Raw genomic sequence first — 17,531 nt, forward strand, 5'->3', positions numbered from 1 at the left:
TTCCTCCAGGCCATCCTCTCGGACCTGCGCCGGGCCGGACTCGTCGCCAGCCGGCGGGGCAAGTCCGGCGGCTGGACCCTGGCCCGGGACGCCCGCTCGTTGTAGCTGACCGACTCCGGGCGCACGTCGTGCACGCTCACCAGTGGGCCGTCGACCGCGCGCAGGACGTCGGCGACGGTGATCTCGCGGGCGTCCCGGGCCAGGGTCCAGCCGCCGGACTTGCCCCGCCGGCTGGCGACGAGTCCGGCCCGGCGCAGGTCCGAGAGGATGGCCTGGAGGAAGCCGTGCGGGATGCCCTGCAGCCGGCCCAGCTCCTCGGCGCTGACCGGGGTCCCGCGCGGATCGTCCCCGGTGTGGTCGTCCCGCGCCACCGCGAGCTCCACGAGCGCGCGCAGGGCGTAGTCCGACTTCGCGGTGACCCTCATGTGGACAGTCTCCCAGAGTCGACGGGCGAGGCCGCCCGCGAGGGCTGCGGGGGACCGTCGGCGGCGGCGGAAGGAGGCCTCGTCGCCGCTGCCCCGGGTCGGGAAAGGCCCGGCGGCGCAGGGTGATTGCCCCTCCCGAGGACCCCCTGGACCGATCTGTCTGCCGATGCGGGGCGTGCCGTGAACAGGATGAGAGTTCTGTGACATCATTGCCGTCTCTGTGTAGGGTCTGGGACGGCGCGACTGGTCGGGGAGGGCTATGAACGAGGTTGGCGAGCGATCGTGCTTTGTCGAGGAGGCCGAGGAAGGGGCCCGGTGGGGATGTCGTCGCTGCGGCGCCCTGAGCGGCCTCCTCCCGTCGCGCGGGGCGGCCCGTGTCGCCGCCGACGCCCACCGCTGTCCGGACGAGCCGGCGCGGGTGGTCCGGGAACACGGGCGCGGCCGCCTGCGAGGCCTGCGCCGCCATCGATAGGCGGTCCCCGCTCGCGTGCGCCCCGGGCCTCCTAGGGTGGGGGTCATGGCAGACCCCACGCGTTCCCCGGACCAGCAACTCGCCGTCGATCTGGCGGTCGACGCCGGCCGCCTCCTGGTGGACCTCCGCACCTCCGGCCCCACCCGCCGCGCGCTGGGCGACCTGGGCGACCGCCGGGCCAACACGCTGATCCTGGACCGCCTGGCCGCCGAGCGGCCCGGCGATGCCGTGCTCTCCGAGGAGTCCCGGGACGATCCCGCGCGCGTCGGGGCCGACCGCGTGTGGATCATCGACCCCGTCGACGGCACGCGCGAGTACGGGCTGGGCGACCGCCCGGACTGGGCCGTGCACGTGGCGCTGTGGGAGCGGTCCGGGGACCCGGCGCGGTCGCGGCTCACCGCCGCCGCGGTGTCGCTGCCGGCGCTCGGGGTGGTGTTGGGGACCGACGACGACGAGGTCTACGCCGCTCCCGTCGGCAACGGCTCGGTGGACGGGGGAGGCCTCCTCCCGCCGCGCACGGGCTCGCGCCCGAGGATCGTCCTCTCCGCGACCCGCCCCCCGGCGTTCGCGGAGGCGGTCGCCCGGGCGGTGGGCGGTGACCTGGTCCCGTTGGGTTCGGCCGGCGCGAAGGCGGCCGCGGTCGTCCGCGGCGAGGCCGACGCCTACATCCACGCCGGCGGGCAGTACCAGTGGGACTCGGCCGCGCCCGCCGGGGTGGCGCTGGCCCGGGGCGTGGTCGCGCTGCGGGTCGACGGCTCGCCGCTGGAGTACAACGTCGCCGACACCTACCTGCCGGACCTGGTGGTGTGCCGCGCCGACCTCGCCGAGCGGATCCTGGGGGCGATCGCGGAGGGATGAGGTGGTCTACACCGACGGCGGGATCCGGGATCTCGACTTCACCTCGTCAACGTGGCTTGCCGGTGATCGGGTCGAGGAATCGGATGGTCCCCCCGCAGTCGACGATGAGGGACTTCCCGGCCTCGGGCACGGTGACCCGGGCTTCATCGGGGTCGTCTCCTCCGGCGCTTCCTGACAGGGTCAGAAGGAACGGTGACCATTCCCCGCAACGATAGGTCCACTTTTCCTCGCCCGTGTTGAAGTCGATCCCCGTCATGACGGTCGGGGAGTGGAAGTAGGGGACCCGTGCTCCAGCGACCACCAAGACGTCGTCATATGCCCCCGTCACTGTCCCCTGGTCGACCCAGTGGCCTGTCGTGGTGAGCCATTCCCCCGATGGGGTCGTCGCGCTGAAGCCAAGCGCGCGCGTCGAGGTCCGGACATGTCCGGCATATGTCCGGACCTCTCTGCACTCCGGACCGGCGATCGCGATCGAGGTCTTGGTCGAGTTGTCCGACCATCTCGCGCACTGCTCGGAAACCGGGCTCTCCCTTGCCACGGAGGAAAGCGAGACGGCGGCGTCCTGGCTCTGACGCTCCGTCCACGGAGCGATGAACGCGAACAGGATCCCGATAGCGATCACTGCCGCCACCACGCTGGGGACCTTCTTGGGCTGGGATTCACCAGGCCAGATCAGTCGCGTCACCAGTACGGCTACGCCGAGTGTCCCGATGCCGAGCACCAATTGACTCAGCGTCGACCACGCCATCAGCGACCAGAGGTATTCGAAGCCGTCGTCGGAGAGCCGCGACGCCACTTCCCAGACGTCTCGTCCGCCCATGGCGCGTCCCAGGGCGAAGGCGGGAAGCAGGGTGACTGTCGCTGCGACGAAGAGATCCGGCGGTCGAACCGGGAACTTGACGTTCCCGGAGTCGGGTTCCGCCTCAAGGCAGCGATACGTGAGCAATCCCTGCAACGCCACCGACAGGACCAGGAGCAGCATTCCGATTAGACCCGAGCTCAGGGCTCCGGTGACGAGTCCGGCAAGTGCAGCCAGGAGGCTGAACAACGCGGCGGGTGCAGCTGCGAACAAGGCGAATCGACGTATCGCCGGATTGTGGTGCGTGAGTACTCCAAAGGTCACCAGCGCGCACAGAAGTGCGATCGAGGCCAGCCACGACGAATGGGAATTCTGCCAATCGGTCACCGCGCCAAACCGGGCCAGCTCCCGGCCCATTGCAGGTGCCAGTTGCTCCAGAGCGGCGTCCAGTCCGGGGATCCCACGCAGTTCCGGCAACCAGAACCGGATGTACCCGGCCACGGTGGGTACGAGCAGAACGGCGAGTCCCGTCATCGCGTAGGTCGCGCGTGTGAGGGCGGTCGCGGGAGTGTGCGTCGCCGTCCGCTCCGTAACGGCCAGCGTCGGGGCGTCGGCTCCGGCGTCGGCGTCGGCGAGCCGGAGCCGGCTGGAGGTCCCGGACGAGGCGGAGAGCTTCACCGCCGGGGAGCCTTCCGGCTTCCGGGGATCGTCCGACGCGGTAGCGTCGGTCGACCGCGATGAAACGGGTGGCGAAGGGTGTCGGGACAGTCGTTCGGAGAATGTGGGCTCGACAGGGTCCGGGGTGAGCGGGGTAGGTGGAACTGCGGGAAGGTTGGTACCCCCAGCCCCTTCCAACTCGCGAGGAGAATCGGAGAAGAACCCGTCGAAGAGGTCATTGTCGGACATGGGCGTCAGCACCCTTTCTTCTCGCGGCCACACGCCGTGCTTGAATCCGGGACAGGTTGGTCTGGAGATCGCTGAGCGTCGCCAGGAAAACGATCGGCTTCCCCGCATCGGGGGCCAACGTGAGAAGGTGCGATGCGCCGCACCAGGCTTCCGCGCCCGAGATCTCGCCGGCTTCATACCGGCGAAGGTGGCCATCGATCAGTGCCACCAGGCTGTTGTTGTCAAGGGGTCGTGGAGCAGACCCGACCGCAGCGTCCCCGGCGCTCTTAGCCGTGCACATCGACGGACAGCCGATACAGGGCAGTGGAACGGTGTCGGGGAGGACCAGCGAATCGGACACGTCGCACTTCTGGGACCCGGTGTGGACCGCGCGCTCGATGAGCGCGACCGTGGGGGCTGCACGCTGCGCCCCGTACACGACGGCTTCGCCGATGTCGAGGCGAGCGAGGTCCTCGTTCTGGCGGGCGCTGAGGAGAAGTGAGTTCCCGATTAGGTCACGTTCGTCGCGATCAACAATCCGGTGACAGATCAAACTTCCTGTCACTTTCCGGACCACCGGATCCAGAGTCGACGGTGCCTGGTCGCAGATTATGAAGCCCTCGCCGCTCCCGCGAAGCTCGGCGACGGCCTCGGCCAACAGGCGAATACCCTCGGACTGCACCCCGTCGCGGTCGGCGAGGACTCGGTGAGCTTCCTCCAGAACCGTGACGTGCGACAGGCTCCCCGGTGGTGGGTGTCCCTCCCTGTAAGAGGCGAGCCCTGCGATCAGCAGGCCGAATACCAGGGAACGTTCCGTGGTCCCCGCGAACTTGCGGAACTCGATGATGGTGGGGCGGGAGAGCAGGTCCTCCCAGTCGAGGCCGGAGTCCGGGCCGGCGAGGAATCCAGCACCGAGCGGCCCGCGTACCAGCGTCTCGAGGCGCCCCAGCAGGGATCCCGTGACCTGCGACCTGACCTTGTCGTCGTATCTCGCGGTGCGGACGATGTCCCCGATCGAACGGTACAAGTCCTTGAGCGTGGGCGAAGTCCCGTCGCGGGTGGCGAGTTCGTAGGCCCGATAGATTCCCCGCGTCAACATGATGTATCCGAATGGCCACGACTCAGAGAGCCGGAGCGCTGTGTCGAACGCGCCGGTGACGCGTGCCGCGTGCGCTTCGATGGTGCACCCGACGGGGACGACGAACGGGTTGAACGCCGGTGTTTCCGGCCCCAGTACGACGCGGCGTGCGCCTGAATCGGCGAGCAAGTCGGCCAGGTCGCCGTAGTCGCTCTTCGCGGGATCGAGGACAAGAAACGGGATCCGGTGGTCGCGCCAGAGGGACGCCAAGATGGTGTGGATAGTCTGGGTCTTGCCGAAGCCGGGCAGCCCCGCGACCAGTACGTGCCGGTTGAGTTCGGACAGTGTCAGGTCCACGGAGCCGCCGCTGGAACTCCGCCCGATCGTGCACACGGGTGAGGGCGCCCCATTTCTCTCGAACGCGCGTCTCTGAGGTGATCGGGGAAGCGTGCTGAGTGGCTCGCTGGCCATCGCGGGCAGTCCCCCTACAGGCGGCTGGGGGAACCGGACGACCCGCCCCGCCAGGTCCGCCGGGGTCAGGTGGATCATTTCGCGCATTCCGCGATCCATCCCCGAAATACCCCACGGGATGGAGGTCGCTGAACTGAAAAGCTCCCTGGCATCCATCGTCTCATCGGGAGTGGAGGCGATGAGCTCGAAACCTCCGGGCCCGGTGAGGTCCATGCCGATGGATTCCAGTAGCCCCGGGAGCGGCGGTTCGTGGCCCCCGTAGGCGACCCGGACGTGCAGGGCCGCGCGCGGAAGATCGCGGATGTCTCGTATTGCTTCCGACAGGATCTGGGTACTCAGGTCATCGAGTCTCCGCGCGGGGTCCTCACGCAATATCTGGACGGTGTCGGTGAGCGTGTCCAGAAGGGATTCGGATGGGGTCGACGCCTGCATGTGGAGGCAGATCACTGCACGGCCGGACTGGCGTGAGAGCAATTCGACGGACTTGCGGAGCGCGAATCGTTCGGGAGACCACCTCAACACAAAGGGAAGATGCGGGGCTGAGGGGTCCGTGATGAGCCTCAACGGGTCGGCTTCTTCCAGGCGTCGACGTACCTCGACCATCGACAGTTCGGCGGTGGCGTCCAGATACGTCACCAGCTTCGCGGATCCTGCCTGGTCGCACGGGTTCACGTGTAGTTCGGTGGGGAGATTGGCCAGTACGAGCATCGCCAAGTGCTCGGCGTCGGTCTTCGACGAGGCCGCACCCATCACGGCCGCGTTGATGGACGTGGGCCGTGTCAGGCTCCCGCTCTCCGAGTGCAGCCTGAACTGGACTGCCGACCCGGGGGGCGACGAATGTGCGACGGCCTCCGCCAGGTTGGTGTAAGCACGGTCCACCGTGTCGAGACCGTAGACGACTTCGTCGCCGATGCTGTCCGGCAGGATCGGCACGTCGACGGTCCACGCCCATCGCCCGCGGGCCACCGGGATCAGTTCGGGTAGGTCCCTCAAAGTCATGTGGGTGTGCCGGCCCGTCAGTAGTCGTCGGTATCGACATCGGCGCAGGAATCGTCGAGTTCCCCGCCGTATTCAAGATCGTCGAGGTCGCTCTCCCCGTCGTCCCACGTATCGACCTCGCCGATGAAATCGTCCAGGTCGGATGCGTCGGCATCGTCCGGCGGGTCCCCGTGATCCCCGTAGTCGACCTCGGAGACAGGGTCGTCCAGTTCGCCGTCCGCGATGGCCTGCGCCAATGCCTCGGCGCCGTCGCGGGAGTCCGCTGCGAAATCGATCATCGACGCGACGGGGGTTCCATCTTGGACCACGTCGCGACCGGCTTCCGGGATCGGGGCAGTCCCCACCGTCACCCCGAGTGCTGCTCCGATCGCCGTCGCCTGCAGCCCGCCGACAATTCGATCACTCAGCTCGTTGAGTGCCATCGGTTCCACCTTGCATCTCCGCCTTGCACACCGTGTCGATCCGGATTTGGATAGGGAAATGCTAATCGAATCGCCCGACCGTGTGCTGCACTACCGTTAACTTGATAACCGCGACGTCAATGAGCCGCGAGGTGCATGTCGCGCCACGGGTCCGATCGCTCGTGGATGCCATCCCTCATTGCAGTATTAGTGCTCTATCAGCTGTGTCACGACATCCCGGGGAGGGTGTGGAGTATGAAGCAACTACTGGGGGCCGCAGTCGAAGTTGACCGGTCGACCGCACCGGTACCGGGTCAGTGGCTGGTCCTGTTCAAGAACGGGCGAGGCGTCCAGTTGTACAAGTCCGGCTCCAGGGCGGGGTGGTGGAACCAGTTCAGGTGGGGTTCCGTGACGGTCGCACCGCTGGACACGTCCTTGTTCCCACTCGCGTGGGATCTGAGCGGCATCGCGATCGGGCCAGATCTCTTCATCCCGGAGCTCTCACTGGAATTGACCGTGGCGTTGGATCCCGCAGATAGGGAGAAGGAGGTGCTCGATCTGCTGGGGTCCCGCGGGGACTCGTTCTCGTCGTCCCTCCTCCAGACCCTGCAGAAGAACGTGAATGCGTACGTGAGGGGGAAGCTGGCCGACGCGGCGCCCGAGTCCGTCTATCGGCAGGGGATCGAAGATTTCCTCTTTCCCCGCTCCGGACCGGGTTTCGCGGATCCCATGTTCGCGGTCGAGGGTGCGCGAGTGACGAGTGTCGTTTGGCCGCAGTCGTTGATCGACAGGATAAGCGTCGTCGACGTGCGGGACTCCGACGAAATCGCCGCGGCGCACGAGCGCCATCGCGCAGACCTGCAGGCGAGCGTCGAGTTCGCCCAGATCGAGGCCTCGGAACGGGTGAGGTTGGAAGCGACCCGAGTGCAGGCGGCGGTGGAACTGAGAGAGATCCAGTCGATCCTCGACAAGGCCGAGCTGGCTGGGCTACCGCCCTCGGCATTCGCCGGACCGTTTCGGGATCACAGCGACCGTGAGATCGAGCTGGTCAACAAGTTGCTCGAGAGCCCGTTCGCCGCTCGCCGTCCCGAAGTGATCGCGGCGGCGATGGAGCGGATTCGGGGCGGGCAGGTCGGCGACCCGGCTGTCGACCGGCTCGCCACCAGGACGATCGACGCGATCGATCCGACATTGGTGGAGCGGGTGGGAATCAAGGCGCAGGCCGACGAACACCAGACGCAGGATCTGCTGTCGAATGCTCCTTTCCGGGTCGAACGGCCGGATCTGCACAGTCTCTGGACCGAGGCCGGAGGTGACCACCTGGTCGCGGTGAGCTATGCCAGCACGTTCGACCGCGCGACCGCGGTATTCGTCACCTCGCGACAGTGCTCGATTCCGGGCCGGCTGAGGAGCGAAATTGAAGGTGCCCTCGCGGGAGAGGTCCTGCCCGGTTCTCTAGAGATAGTCCAGGTGTGCGCGAGTGATCCCGCCCAGGCGTTGACACGTCTTTTCGAGAAGAAGGTGGGGCCGGGAATCACCACCACGCTCCAGGCCGTGATCCGGTCCGACGGTTCGCGCGAGGTGATGGTCCGATTGTCTGGTCCGGCGGATGCCGTCACAGCGGGACTCACTGAACTCAGCGACGAATCCGATCCCTGGATTCCGGCGGTTGAGAAGATATTCGGGGGCATGCTGCGACTGACGCGATGAAGGCCCGGTCCTGCTGGACTCGGTCATCGCCGGATGGTGGAAGTACAACGAGAGCAGCCCGGCGGAGAACGCGCCGAGCGCCGCACCGACTCGCCCGCGGCGGCGGAGGCTTGCACGCCGCGGATGCGCGGGGGGCCCGCAGGTGGCAGGCTCGGCGGACATGAGCACCGACCGTGTGGCCGATGACCGCGACATCAGCGACAAGCCCGATCCCGGCACCGATCCGGACGCCGGGAAGCCGGAGTCGCCCACCTCGTTGACGCCGGGGGCGTGGAAGATCGGCCTGACGCGCGCGGCGGGGGAGTTCTCCAAGGACCAGTGCACGGACCTCGCCGCGTCGCTGACGTATTTCGCGGTGCTCTCGCTGTTCCCGGCGTTGCTGGCGGTGGTGTCCCTGCTCGGCGTGTTCGGCCAGGGGCAGGCCACCGTCGACGCCGTGATGGATCTCCTCGAGGGCGCTGCCCCCGAGGAGACGCTGGCCGCGTTGCGCGGTCCCATCGACGCGCTGGTCAACACCCCTGCCGCGGGGATCGCGCTGGTCACCGGTCTGGCGGGCGCGCTGTGGTCGGCGTCCGGGTACGTGGGCGCGTTCGGCCGGGCGATGAACCGGATCTACGAGGTCGAGGAGGGGCGGCCCTTCTGGAAGCTCAAGCCCGCCACGCTGCTGCTCACCGCGATCCTGCTGCTGCTGGTCTGTGTGGCCGGGCTCATGCTGGTCGTCAGCGGGCCAGTCGCCGCGTGGGTGGGCGACCTCGTGGGCCTCGGCGCGACGGCGGTGACCGTGTGGGGCATCGCCAAGTGGCCGGTGCTGGCCCTCGTCGTGGTGGTGATCCTGGCCGTGCTCTACGGCTTCTCGCCCAACGTCAAGCAGCCCCGGTTCCGGTGGATCTCCGTCGGGGCGATCGTGGCGCTGCTCGTGTGGGCGGTCGCCACCGTGGGGTTCGTGTTCTACGTCTCCAACTTCAGCAGCTACAACGCCACGTACGGCTCGCTGGCCGGCGTGATCGTGTTCCTGCTCTGGCTGTGGATCACCAACAACGCCCTGCTGTTCGGCGCCGAGGTGGACGCGGAGATCGAGCGGGCGCGCGAGTTGCAGGCGGGTCTGCCCGCCGAGGAGACCATCCAGCTCCCGCCCCGCGACACCACCGCCAGCGACAAGGCGGAGGAGAAGCGGCGCAGGACGATCGACGAGGCCGCGGACGTCCGCCGGGAGGCCCAGGCGGAACAGGCCCGCGACCGACGCTGAGGCCCCGGCGCCCGCAGTCCATAATCTCCCCATGACAACACCCCCGGTGGCCTCGTGACGGCCGTTCGGCGACGGCTGTACACCGTCCGCCTGGTCCTGGTCCGGTCGGTCGGGGAGTTCCTGCGCGAGCGGGGTCCCGACCTCGCGGGCTCGCTCACCTTCTACGGCGTGCTCTCGCTCTTCCCCGCGCTGCTGGCGGCCATCTCCATGCTCGGGATCCTGGGCCAGGGGACCAGAACGGTCGACGCGGTCATGGAGACGTTCGCCGACGTCGTGCCGGCGGAGGCGCTCGACACGATCCGCGGCCCGGTGACGGCGCTGGTCACCACCCCGGCCGCCGGCACCGCGCTCGTCGTGGGCACCGTCGCGGCGCTGTGGACGGCGTCGCGCTACGTGCGGGCGCTGGGACGGACGATGAACGCGGTGTACGGGGTCGAGGAGGGGCGGCCTTTGTGGCGGCTGTGGCCGGCCGGGTTCCTGCTCACGTCGGCGCTCGTCGCGCTCACGGTGATCGGGTGCCTGGCGCTGGTGTTCACCGGCCCCGTCGCCGAGCGGGTGGGCGGCTGGATCGGGCTGGGGGCCACCGCGCTGGCGGTGTGGGAGACGGCCAAGTGGCCGGCCGCGATCGTGTCCGCGGTCCTCGCCCTGGCGATCCTCTACCGGTTCGCGCCCAACGTCGCCACGCGGAAGTTCAGCTGGCTCTCCCTGGGCGCGGGCGTGGCGTTGGCCGTCATCGGCGTGGCCACCTACGGGCTGAACCTCTTCGTCACCCACTTCGGGAACTTCAACGAGGTGTACGGCTCGCTCGCCGGGGCGATCATCTTCCTGCTGTGGCTGTGGTCGGTCAACATCGCGGTGGTCTACGGGGTCCGGTTGGACGCGGAGGTGCTGCGCGTACGGCAGATCCGGGACGGGCTCCCGGCCGAGGAGACCCTCGTGCTCACCCCGCGGGACACGGCCGCGAGCGTGCGGCGGGACCGGAAGCGGGAGGAGATGCTGGACCGGTACCGGGCGCTGCGGCTCGAGCCGCCGGTCGAGGACACCCCCGAGACGGGCCGGTCGCGGCGGTAGGGTGGCGGGCATGCGCCTCGTCGTCACCGGTGGAGCCGGGTTCATCGGTGCCAACTTCGTCCGCACCGTGGTCCGGGATCACCCGGACGCCCACCTCACCGTGCTGGATTCCATGACCTACGCCGCCAACAGCGCGAGCCTGGCCGACCTGCCCGCGGACCGGGTCGAGGTGGTGGAGGCGGACTGCGCCGACCAGGCGGTCACCGACGGACTGGTCGCCGGTCTCACCGGGCCCCGCGACGCCGTGGTGCACTTCGCCGCGGAGAGCCACAACGACAACTCGTTGGCCGCCCCGTGGCCGTTCGTGCACTCCAACATCGTGGGCACTTACGCGATCCTCGAGGCGTGCCGCCGCCACGACGTGCGGCTCCATCACGTCTCGACCGACGAGGTCTACGGCGACCTCGAGCTGGACGACCCGGCCAAGTTCACCCCGGAGACCGCCTACAACCCGTCGAGCCCGTACTCGGCCACCAAGGCCGGCTCCGACATGCTGGTCCGGGCGTGGGTCCGCAGCTTCGGGCTCCGCGCCACGATCAGCAACTGCTCCAACAACTACGGGCCGTACCAGCACGTGGAGAAGTTCATCCCGCGGCAGATCACCAACCTGCTCACCGGCCGGCGCCCCCGCCTCTACGGAAGTGGGGCCAACGTGCGGGACTGGATCCACGTCCACGACCACAACGCGGCCGTCCTGCGGATCCTCGAGCGCGGCGAGCTCGGCCGGACCTACCTCGTCGGCGCCGACGGCGAGCGGTCGAACCTGCAGGTCATGCAGATGATCTGCGAGCTCATGGGGGCCGGTGACGGCGGCGACGACCCCGGCTTCGACCACGTCACCGACCGTCCGGGCCACGACCTGCGCTACGCGATCGACGCGAGCCGCACCCGCGAGGAGCTGGGCTGGGAGCCGCGGTACACCGACCTGAGGGAGGGTCTGCGGCAGACGATCGACTGGTATCGTCACCACCCCGACTGGTGGGAGCCGGTCAAGGCCCGCGTCGAGGCGAGATATGCGCAGACGGAGAGGGTGCTGTGAAGGGGATCGTGTTGGCCGGCGGCAGCGGTACGCGGCTGCGTCCGCTCACGCTGGCCACCAGCAAGCAGCTCGTGCCGGTGTACGACAAACCGATGATCTACTACCCGCTGACCTCGCTCATGCTCGCCGGCATCACCGACATCCTGGTGATCACCACGCCGGAGGACGGCCCGCAGTTCCGCCGGCTGCTGGGCGACGGCTCGAACTTCGGCATCACGCTGAGCTACGTCGAGCAGGATCGGCCGGAGGGGCTCGCCCAGGCGTTCGTGCTGGGTGCGGACCACATCGGTGACGAGCCGGTGGCGCTGATCCTGGGAGACAACATCTTCTACGGCCCCGGGCTCGGCAACCAGCTCCGGCGGTTCGCGGACCTCGACGGCGGCGCGGTGTTCGCCTACCGGGTGGCCGACCCGAGCGCGTACGGGGTGATCGACTTCGACGCCGACGGCCGCGCGATCAGCCTCGAGGAGAAGCCGGAGAACCCGTCCTCGGACTTCGCCGTCCCCGGCCTCTACTTCTATAGCGCCGACGTGGTGGACGTGGCGCGGAACCTGGAGAAGTCCCCGCGCGGTGAGTACGAGATCACCGACGTCAACCGCCACTACCTCGAGGCGGGTCGCCTGCAGGTGGAGGTGCTGCCCCGGGGCACCGCCTGGCTGGACACCGGGACCCACGACTCGCTGCTGGACGCGGGCAACTTCATCCGGACCATCGAGGACCGGCAGGGCCTGAAGATCGGCTGCCCGGAGGAGGTGGCGTGGCGGATGGGATACCTCGACGACGACGAGCTGGCCGACCGCGCCCGGGGCCTGAGGAAATCGGGGTACGGGCAGTACCTCCTCGACGTACTCCGCCGCGAGGGGGGCCGGCGCCGGTGAGCGTCGGCCATCCGGACGCGATCCTCGCCACCGGCGGGGGCGGTCAGCTCGGGCATCACCTCGCGAGGTCCGCCGGGGCCCGCGCCGGGGCCCGCGTCGTGGCCCTCGGGCGGCGCGAGCTCGACCTCACGGACCCCGGCTCCATCGCGGCGGCGCTGGACCGCCACCGGCCGCGGGTCGTGATCAACGCGGCGGCGTACACGGACGTCGACGGCGCGGAATCCGACGAGGCCGCCGCCCGGGCGGTCAACGCGGCGGGTGCCGGGTCACTCGGCCTGGCCTGCCGAGACCGGGGGATCCGCCTGATCCACCTCAGCACCGACTACGTCTTCTCCGGCGAGGTCCCCGGCGGCGGTGACCCGGCCACGGCGCCGGGGGTCGAGCCCGACGACCCGACCGGCCCCGCGACCGCGTACGGGCGGACCAAGCTCGCCGGCGAACTCGCGGTGCTGGCGGCCCACCCCGAGGCCACGGTGATCCGCACGGCGTGGGTGTACACCGGGCCGGGACGCCGGGGCCAGGGACTGTCGGGCTCGGACTTCGTGGACACCATGGCGAGGCTGGAGGGCCAGAGGGACACCGTCTCCGTGGTGGACGACCAGTGGGGCTCGCCCACGCACGCGCCCACGCTGGCCGCGGCGATCCTCGAGATGGTCGCGCTGGAGGCCGACGGAGCGGTGGACACCCGCGGGCTCGTGCTCCACGCGGCCGGGTCGGGCCGGGCGACGTGGTGCGAGGTCGCCCGCCGGACCTTCGCCCACCTCGGCGCCGACCCGGACCGGGTGACGCCCTGCACCACCGCCGACTTCCCCCGGCCCGCCCCGCGGCCGGCGTTCTCGGTGCTGTCCGGGCGGTCCTGGGAGGACGCCGGCCTGGCGCCCCTGCCGGACTGGGGGGAGAGCCTGCGGGCGGCGCTGGCCTCGGCACCCGGGGTGGTGGGCGCGGCCTCGTCGTCGTCGCCCCTCCGGTGACCCCGCCCGCACCCGCGGCCCGCGCCGGCCGACGGTCCCGTCCGCGGCGCGCGGCGATCGTCGGGGCCGCCGCCGTGACGGTCGCCGCGCTCGTCCTCACCGCGTGGGGGGTGTTCCTGCTCCGGCCCCGCGCCGACCCCCCGGTCCGCGCCGACGCGGTGGTGATGCTCGCCGGCGCCGACGACGGTCGTCACCTCCACGCCCGCGACCTGGTCGAGGCCGGGTACGCGGACACGCTGCTGGTGAGCAACCCCGGCGGGAACTCCGAGTTGGTCGCCCGCCGGCTGTGCACGGGCATCGCCCGCCCCGCCCACGCCGAGGTGGTGTGCTTCTCCCCGGAGCCGCGGACCACCTGGGGCGAGGCGCGGACGGTGGCGGCGATCGCCCGGGCCCGCGGGTGGGAGCGCATCCTGGTGGTGACCAACCGCCCCCACACGCTCCGCGCCGGCCGGTGGATGCGCAACGCCACGGGGCTGGACGTGAGGATGACGCCGATCCGGCGGGTGGACGGCGCGATGCTGCCGGTGCACCTGGTGTGGGAGGCCGCCGGGTGGGTCAAGGGCGGCCTCAACCGCCACTGGTGAGGTCAGCGCGGGCGCGCGCGCAACGCGGACGGCGCGGCGATGGGGGCGCGGGTGGTGAGCATCGGCCTGCCCAGCCCCTCGTGGGCCCTGGTGATCCGGCCGAAGACCGCGGTCCGGTCCATGGGCCGGTGGGGCAGGGCCAGCGCCCGGCGCACGTCGGACGGGACCAGGCCGGCGGCGGCGTCCACCACGGTCACGCACTGCCGGTGGGCGGTGACGGACGTGTCGACCACGCCGGGGCAGGGGCGCGCCGAGGAGCGGAGGGTCGCGGCGGCGGTGCGACCGGCCGCGGTCGCCCGGGCCCGACCGCGGGCGCTGCGCAGCAACTGCTCGAGCTCGCGGACGGTGGTGGGGGAGGTGCGGGCCCCGTGGAGGTGGGCGATCGCCGCGCACTGCCGCACGTAGTGGTCGGATTCGGCGGGGCTGAGCGGCTCGGCGCCGAAGCGCTGGTACGCGGCGAGCAGGGCCCAGGTGACGGCGGCGTGCGCCCACTCCAGGAGCTCCGGGTCCAGACCGTAGAAGTACTCGCCCTGCTCGGTGGTCCCGGAGAGCGAGCGGCGGTCCCGGTACGCGTGCTCGATGGTCACCATCGCGTCGTCGACCGTCCCGAACGTGCTGATCTCCACGAGGTCGTGCAGGTAGTCGTCGACGGTCCAGGGCGAGTCCTCCACCCCGCAGGCGCTGAGGACGGCGGCGAACGCCGGGTTGGCCACCAGCATCAACAGCCCGGTGGTGATGCCGATCGGCGTGGCGGCGTCGCCGTGGACGCGCCAGATCGGGTCGCCGGGGTGGAACCAACGGGGGCCCGGGACGTCGAGGATCGAGCACGTCGAGGAGTCCGCACCGTGGGGGGTGAGTGAGGACATCGGACCCGCCTCGGACTGCTCGTGCCGCGCGCGGCGCCGGATGGTTTCTGTCGAGAACTTTAACGCGGCGGCCGCGATGTGCACAGTGACCCGTGCGCACCGGCTGAGAAAATCCGGTGAACGCGGGACCGGCCAGGGCCTCTAGGCTGGGACTCTGCACGCCACGACTTCCCCCACGCACCCAGGAGACGGCAGTGACCCACACCCCCCTTCCCGCCCCCCGCACCGGACCCGTCGTCCCGGACCGCTTCGCCGGCCGCACCGCGATCGTCACCGGCGCCAGCCGCGGGATCGGCCTGGGCATCGCGCGCCGGCTGCTGGCGGAGGGGGCGTCGGTGGTGATCACCGCGCGCGGGCAGGAGGGCCTGGACGGGGCCGTGGCCGAGCTCGCGTCGCCGGACCGGGTGCTCGCGGTGGCGGGCCGGGCCGACGACCCCGAGCACCAGCGCGAGGTGGTGGCCCGCGCCGAGGACGCCTTCGGGCCCGTCGACCTGCTGGTCAACAACACGGGCATCAACCCGGTGTACGGCCGGACGATCGACGTGGACCTGGCGGCGGCCCGCAAGATCACCGAGGTCAACGCGCTCGGCACCCTGGCCTGGACGCAGCGGGTCTACCACTCGGGCCTCGGCGAGCGCGGCGGCGCCGTGGTGAACATCGCCTCGATCGCGGGCCTCGCGCCATCGCCCGGCATCGGCTGGTACGGCGCCACCAAGGCGCTGGTCATGCGCCTGACCCAGGAGCTGGCCGCGGAGATCGGGCCCGCCGTGCGGGTCAACGCGGTCGCGCCCGGGGTGGTCAAGACCCGCTTCGCCGAGGCGCTGTACTCCGGGCGCGAGGAGGCGATGTCGGCGAGGCTGCCCGCCGGTCGGCTGGGGGTGCCGGACGACATCGCCGGGCCCGTGGCGTTCCTGCTCTCCGACGACGCGCACTGGATCACCGGCCAGACCCTCGTCGTGGACGGCGGGGCCCACATCGTCGGCGCCGGGCTGGACGGCTGACGTGACCTCGATCCAGGAGTTCTGCGCCTCGACCGGCCGCGCGCTCGAGGCGAGCCCGCCGATGGCCGTCGCCGCGCAGCCGCTCACCTGGGTGGACAGCCCGCCCTGGGAGCGGATCGAGTCCCCCGAGCCGTCCGCGGTGATCTACGTGGACCCGGGCGCGCACCGCGACGGGTTCTCGCCCAACGCCATCGCCACCTGCGCCCGCATCGCGCCCGCGATGGACACCGACACCGCGGTGGCCATGATCGTCGCCACCGCCGAGGCGCTGGACGGCTGGACCCTCGTCGAGGAGGTGGCGGGGGAGGGCGACGAGAGCGCCGGCGCCGTCCGCAGCAGCTACCGCTTCATCCGCGGCACCTACACCGCCGAGCCCGGTGAGATGGCCACCTCGAGCCTGATCGTGGGGTGGAGCGACGACGAGGCGACCTACGTCTTCCAGTTTGTCGTCACCGGGTGGCACGAGGACGCGGACATGCACGACTCGGCCATGGGGTGCCTGCTGATCGGGGAATGGTCCGCGGCGCAGATCGTCGAGGCGATGCGGGGCTGAGGCACCGTTAGGGTGGGCGGAGTCCGTCGACGGGAAGGTGGGACCGGATGCACATGCGCGAACTCAGCGTGACGGGGGCGTGGGAGATCACGCCCCGGCAGATCGCCGACGACCGGGGGGTGTTCCACGAGGCGTTCACCGATCCCGCCTTCCGCCGCATGACCGGACACCGCTTCGACCTGGCGCAGGTCAACGTGTCGGTGTCGGGGGAGGGCGTGCTGCGGGGCCTGCACTTCGCGGACGTCCCGCCCGGCCAGGCCAAGTACGTGATGTGCCCGTCCGGCACGGTGTTCGACGTGGTGGTGGACGTCCGCCTCGGATCGCCGACCTTCGGCGAGTGGTCCGGGGTGATCCTCGACTCGCGCGAGCAGCGGGCGATCTACATCCCGGAGGGCCTCGCGCACGGGTTCCTCGCGCTCGAGCCGCAGTCCACGGTGATGTACCTGTGTTCCGAGGGCTGGAGGCCGGGCGCCGAGCACGTGGTGGACGCCCTGGACCCCCACATCGCGATCGACTGGCCGTCGGTGGCGCTCGACGGCACCGCGATCACCACCGTCATGAGCGAGAAGGACCGCGACGCGCCGAGCCTGCTCGACGTGGCGGCCGCGGGTCGGCTCCCGCGCTGGGAGGACTGCGCCGCGCACGTGGAGCGCCTCCGCGAGGCCACCGCCCGCGTCGACGAGGAGTGGCGCCCGGCCCCGGCGTGATATACCCTAGGGGGTATCGGACGGCGCCCGGCCGTGCCGACACCCTCTCGAAGGAGGCCACGATGTGTTACCCCGTCACCTGCCCCGTCTGCGGCAAGATCACCTGGGACGGCTGCGGCCAGCACGTCGCCGAGGTCAAGGCGAGCGTGCCCGCCGAGCAGTGGTGCGGCGGCCAGCACGGCACGTCCACCACGTAGGTCGCCCGCCCCGGGGCCGCGGTCCCGGGGCGCCGGGCGGAGGCGGTGACCCGGGGGCATTCCCCGGCGCACCGCCTCCGCCGCCCCGGCCGGCGGGGTAGAACCGGGGGAGCGATCCCCTCGTCACCCCGGAGGCCCCCAGTGAGCACCCCGTACGTCCTCGTCGACCGCAGCGGTCCGACCGCCCGAGTGACCCTCGACCGGCCCGACCGGCGCAACCCGCTGTCCCTGGAGATGATGCGCGAGGCCACCGCCGCGATCCGCGACCTCGGCCGGGACCCGACGTGCGGCGTCGTGGTGCTCACCGGCTCCGGGCCGGC

At 70.7% G+C, this 17,531-nt stretch carries 17 protein-coding genes and 2 pseudogenes; 14 read left to right on the forward strand and 5 right to left on the reverse strand.

The window, feature by feature from the left end; all coding sequences use genetic code 11:
* A pseudogene (locus B4M60_RS03495) lies at window positions 1-93 on the forward strand (Rrf2 family transcriptional regulator); the annotation flags it as partial.
* A gap of 74 nt (window positions 94-167) precedes the next feature.
* On the opposite strand, the pseudogene B4M60_RS15700 reads toward B4M60_RS03495, so the two are convergent.
* A pseudogene (locus B4M60_RS15700) lies at window positions 168-944 on the reverse strand (RrF2 family transcriptional regulator); the annotation flags it as partial.
* Here B4M60_RS15700 and B4M60_RS03505 point away from each other — a divergent pair.
* Window positions 943-1,755, forward strand: coding sequence for a 3'(2'),5'-bisphosphate nucleotidase CysQ (locus tag B4M60_RS03505; RefSeq protein WP_291080325.1), 813 nt, complete (start codon window positions 943-945; stop codon window positions 1,753-1,755). The pseudogene B4M60_RS15700 and the gene B4M60_RS03505 sit on opposite strands and share 2 nt — an antisense overlap.
* Window positions 1,756-1,801: 46 nt before the next feature.
* Here B4M60_RS03505 and B4M60_RS03510 read toward each other — a convergent pair whose 3' ends face one another.
* From B4M60_RS03510 to B4M60_RS03520, 3 genes are all read right to left on the reverse strand, one after another.
* Window positions 1,802-3,232: a hypothetical protein gene (locus B4M60_RS03510; protein WP_291080327.1), complete on the reverse strand. Its 1,431-nt coding sequence runs from the start codon at window positions 3,230-3,232 to the stop codon at window positions 1,802-1,804.
* Between the two features lie 214 nt (window positions 3,233-3,446).
* Window positions 3,447-5,987 (reverse strand): ATP-binding protein, encoded by a 2,541-nt coding sequence (locus B4M60_RS03515; protein WP_291080330.1) that lies wholly within the window; start codon window positions 5,985-5,987, stop codon window positions 3,447-3,449.
* Between the two features lie 17 nt (window positions 5,988-6,004).
* Complete coding sequence (locus B4M60_RS03520) at window positions 6,005-6,409, reverse strand: hypothetical protein (RefSeq protein WP_291080332.1); 405 nt, start codon at window positions 6,407-6,409, stop codon at window positions 6,005-6,007.
* A gap of 387 nt (window positions 6,410-6,796) precedes the next feature.
* Here B4M60_RS03520 and B4M60_RS03525 point away from each other — a divergent pair, with 387 nt between their 5' ends.
* The 7 genes from B4M60_RS03525 (at window position 6,797) to B4M60_RS03555 (ending at window position 13,887) form a co-directional block, all read left to right on the forward strand.
* Window positions 6,797-8,098, forward strand: coding sequence for a hypothetical protein (locus B4M60_RS03525; protein ID WP_291080334.1), 1,302 nt, complete (start codon window positions 6,797-6,799; stop codon window positions 8,096-8,098).
* Window positions 8,099-8,258: 160 nt separating this feature from the next.
* Window positions 8,259-9,344 (forward strand): YihY/virulence factor BrkB family protein, encoded by a 1,086-nt coding sequence (locus B4M60_RS03530; RefSeq protein WP_291080336.1) that lies wholly within the window; start codon window positions 8,259-8,261, stop codon window positions 9,342-9,344.
* Window positions 9,345-9,398: 54 nt separating this feature from the next.
* Window positions 9,399-10,415 (forward strand): YihY/virulence factor BrkB family protein, encoded by a 1,017-nt coding sequence (locus tag B4M60_RS03535; protein WP_291080338.1) that lies wholly within the window; start codon window positions 9,399-9,401, stop codon window positions 10,413-10,415.
* 10 nt (window positions 10,416-10,425) lie between these two features.
* Window positions 10,426-11,454 (forward strand): dTDP-glucose 4,6-dehydratase, encoded by a 1,029-nt coding sequence (gene rfbB / locus B4M60_RS03540; protein ID WP_291080340.1) that lies wholly within the window; start codon window positions 10,426-10,428, stop codon window positions 11,452-11,454.
* Window positions 11,451-12,332 (forward strand): glucose-1-phosphate thymidylyltransferase RfbA, encoded by an 882-nt coding sequence (gene rfbA / locus B4M60_RS03545; RefSeq protein ID WP_291080342.1) that lies wholly within the window; start codon window positions 11,451-11,453, stop codon window positions 12,330-12,332. The genes rfbB and rfbA overlap by 4 nt, the downstream gene beginning before the upstream one ends.
* Window positions 12,329-13,303: a dTDP-4-dehydrorhamnose reductase gene (rfbD, locus tag B4M60_RS03550; protein ID WP_291080343.1), complete on the forward strand. Its 975-nt coding sequence runs from the start codon at window positions 12,329-12,331 to the stop codon at window positions 13,301-13,303. Before rfbA ends, rfbD begins: the two co-directional genes overlap by 4 nt.
* On the forward strand, window positions 13,300-13,887 hold the full coding sequence (locus B4M60_RS03555) for a YdcF family protein (RefSeq protein ID WP_291080345.1): 588 nt from the start codon (window positions 13,300-13,302) through the stop codon (window positions 13,885-13,887). Before rfbD ends, B4M60_RS03555 begins: the two co-directional genes overlap by 4 nt.
* A 2-nt stretch (window positions 13,888-13,889) precedes the next feature.
* On the opposite strand, the gene B4M60_RS03560 is transcribed toward B4M60_RS03555, so the two are convergent.
* Window positions 13,890-14,753 (reverse strand): oxygenase MpaB family protein, encoded by an 864-nt coding sequence (locus B4M60_RS03560; RefSeq protein ID WP_291080347.1) that lies wholly within the window; start codon window positions 14,751-14,753, stop codon window positions 13,890-13,892.
* Between the two features lie 194 nt (window positions 14,754-14,947).
* Between B4M60_RS03560 and B4M60_RS03565 the strand changes: the two genes are divergently transcribed.
* From B4M60_RS03565 to B4M60_RS15705, 5 genes are all read left to right on the forward strand, one after another.
* The gene (locus tag B4M60_RS03565; RefSeq protein ID WP_291080349.1) at window positions 14,948-15,754 is read left to right on the forward strand and encodes an SDR family oxidoreductase; all 807 of its coding nucleotides are present in this window, start codon (window positions 14,948-14,950) and stop codon (window positions 15,752-15,754) included.
* Between the two features lies 1 nt (window position 15,755).
* Complete coding sequence (locus B4M60_RS03570; RefSeq protein ID WP_291080351.1) at window positions 15,756-16,307, forward strand: LpqN/LpqT family lipoprotein; 552 nt, start codon at window positions 15,756-15,758, stop codon at window positions 16,305-16,307.
* Window positions 16,308-16,354: 47 nt separating this feature from the next.
* Entirely contained in the window at window positions 16,355-17,014 is a 660-nt protein-coding gene (gene rfbC / locus B4M60_RS03575; protein ID WP_291080353.1) for a dTDP-4-dehydrorhamnose 3,5-epimerase, read from the forward strand.
* Between the two features lie 62 nt (window positions 17,015-17,076).
* Entirely contained in the window at window positions 17,077-17,211 is a 135-nt protein-coding gene (locus B4M60_RS03580; protein WP_291080355.1) for a hypothetical protein, read from the forward strand.
* Window positions 17,212-17,400: 189 nt separating this feature from the next.
* Window positions 17,401-17,531: enoyl-CoA hydratase-related protein (locus tag B4M60_RS15705; protein WP_414646721.1), on the forward strand; the 131-nt coding region annotated here is incomplete at its 3' end.

The sequence above is a fragment of the Dietzia sp. UBA5065 genome (assembly GCA_002415925.1).
Classification (GTDB): domain Bacteria; phylum Actinomycetota; class Actinomycetes; order Mycobacteriales; family Mycobacteriaceae; genus Dietzia.

Coding starts and splice junctions, on each gene's coding strand:
- B4M60_RS03505 (WP_291080325.1), top strand. CDS start 943: ATGGCAGACCCCACGCGTTCCCCGGACCAGCAACTCGCCGTCGATCTG.
- B4M60_RS03515 (WP_291080330.1), bottom strand. CDS start 5,987: ATGACTTTGAGGGACCTACCCGAACTGATCCCGGTGGCCCGCGGGCGA.
- B4M60_RS03520 (WP_291080332.1), bottom strand. CDS start 6,409: ATGGCACTCAACGAGCTGAGTGATCGAATTGTCGGCGGGCTGCAGGCG.
- B4M60_RS03530 (WP_291080336.1), top strand. CDS start 8,259: ATGAGCACCGACCGTGTGGCCGATGACCGCGACATCAGCGACAAGCCC.
- rfbB (WP_291080340.1), top strand. CDS start 10,426: ATGCGCCTCGTCGTCACCGGTGGAGCCGGGTTCATCGGTGCCAACTTC.
- B4M60_RS03560 (WP_291080347.1), bottom strand. CDS start 14,753: ATGTCCTCACTCACCCCCCACGGTGCGGACTCCTCGACGTGCTCGATC.
- rfbC (WP_291080353.1), top strand. CDS start 16,355: ATGCACATGCGCGAACTCAGCGTGACGGGGGCGTGGGAGATCACGCCC.
- B4M60_RS03580 (WP_291080355.1), top strand. CDS start 17,077: ATGTGTTACCCCGTCACCTGCCCCGTCTGCGGCAAGATCACCTGGGAC.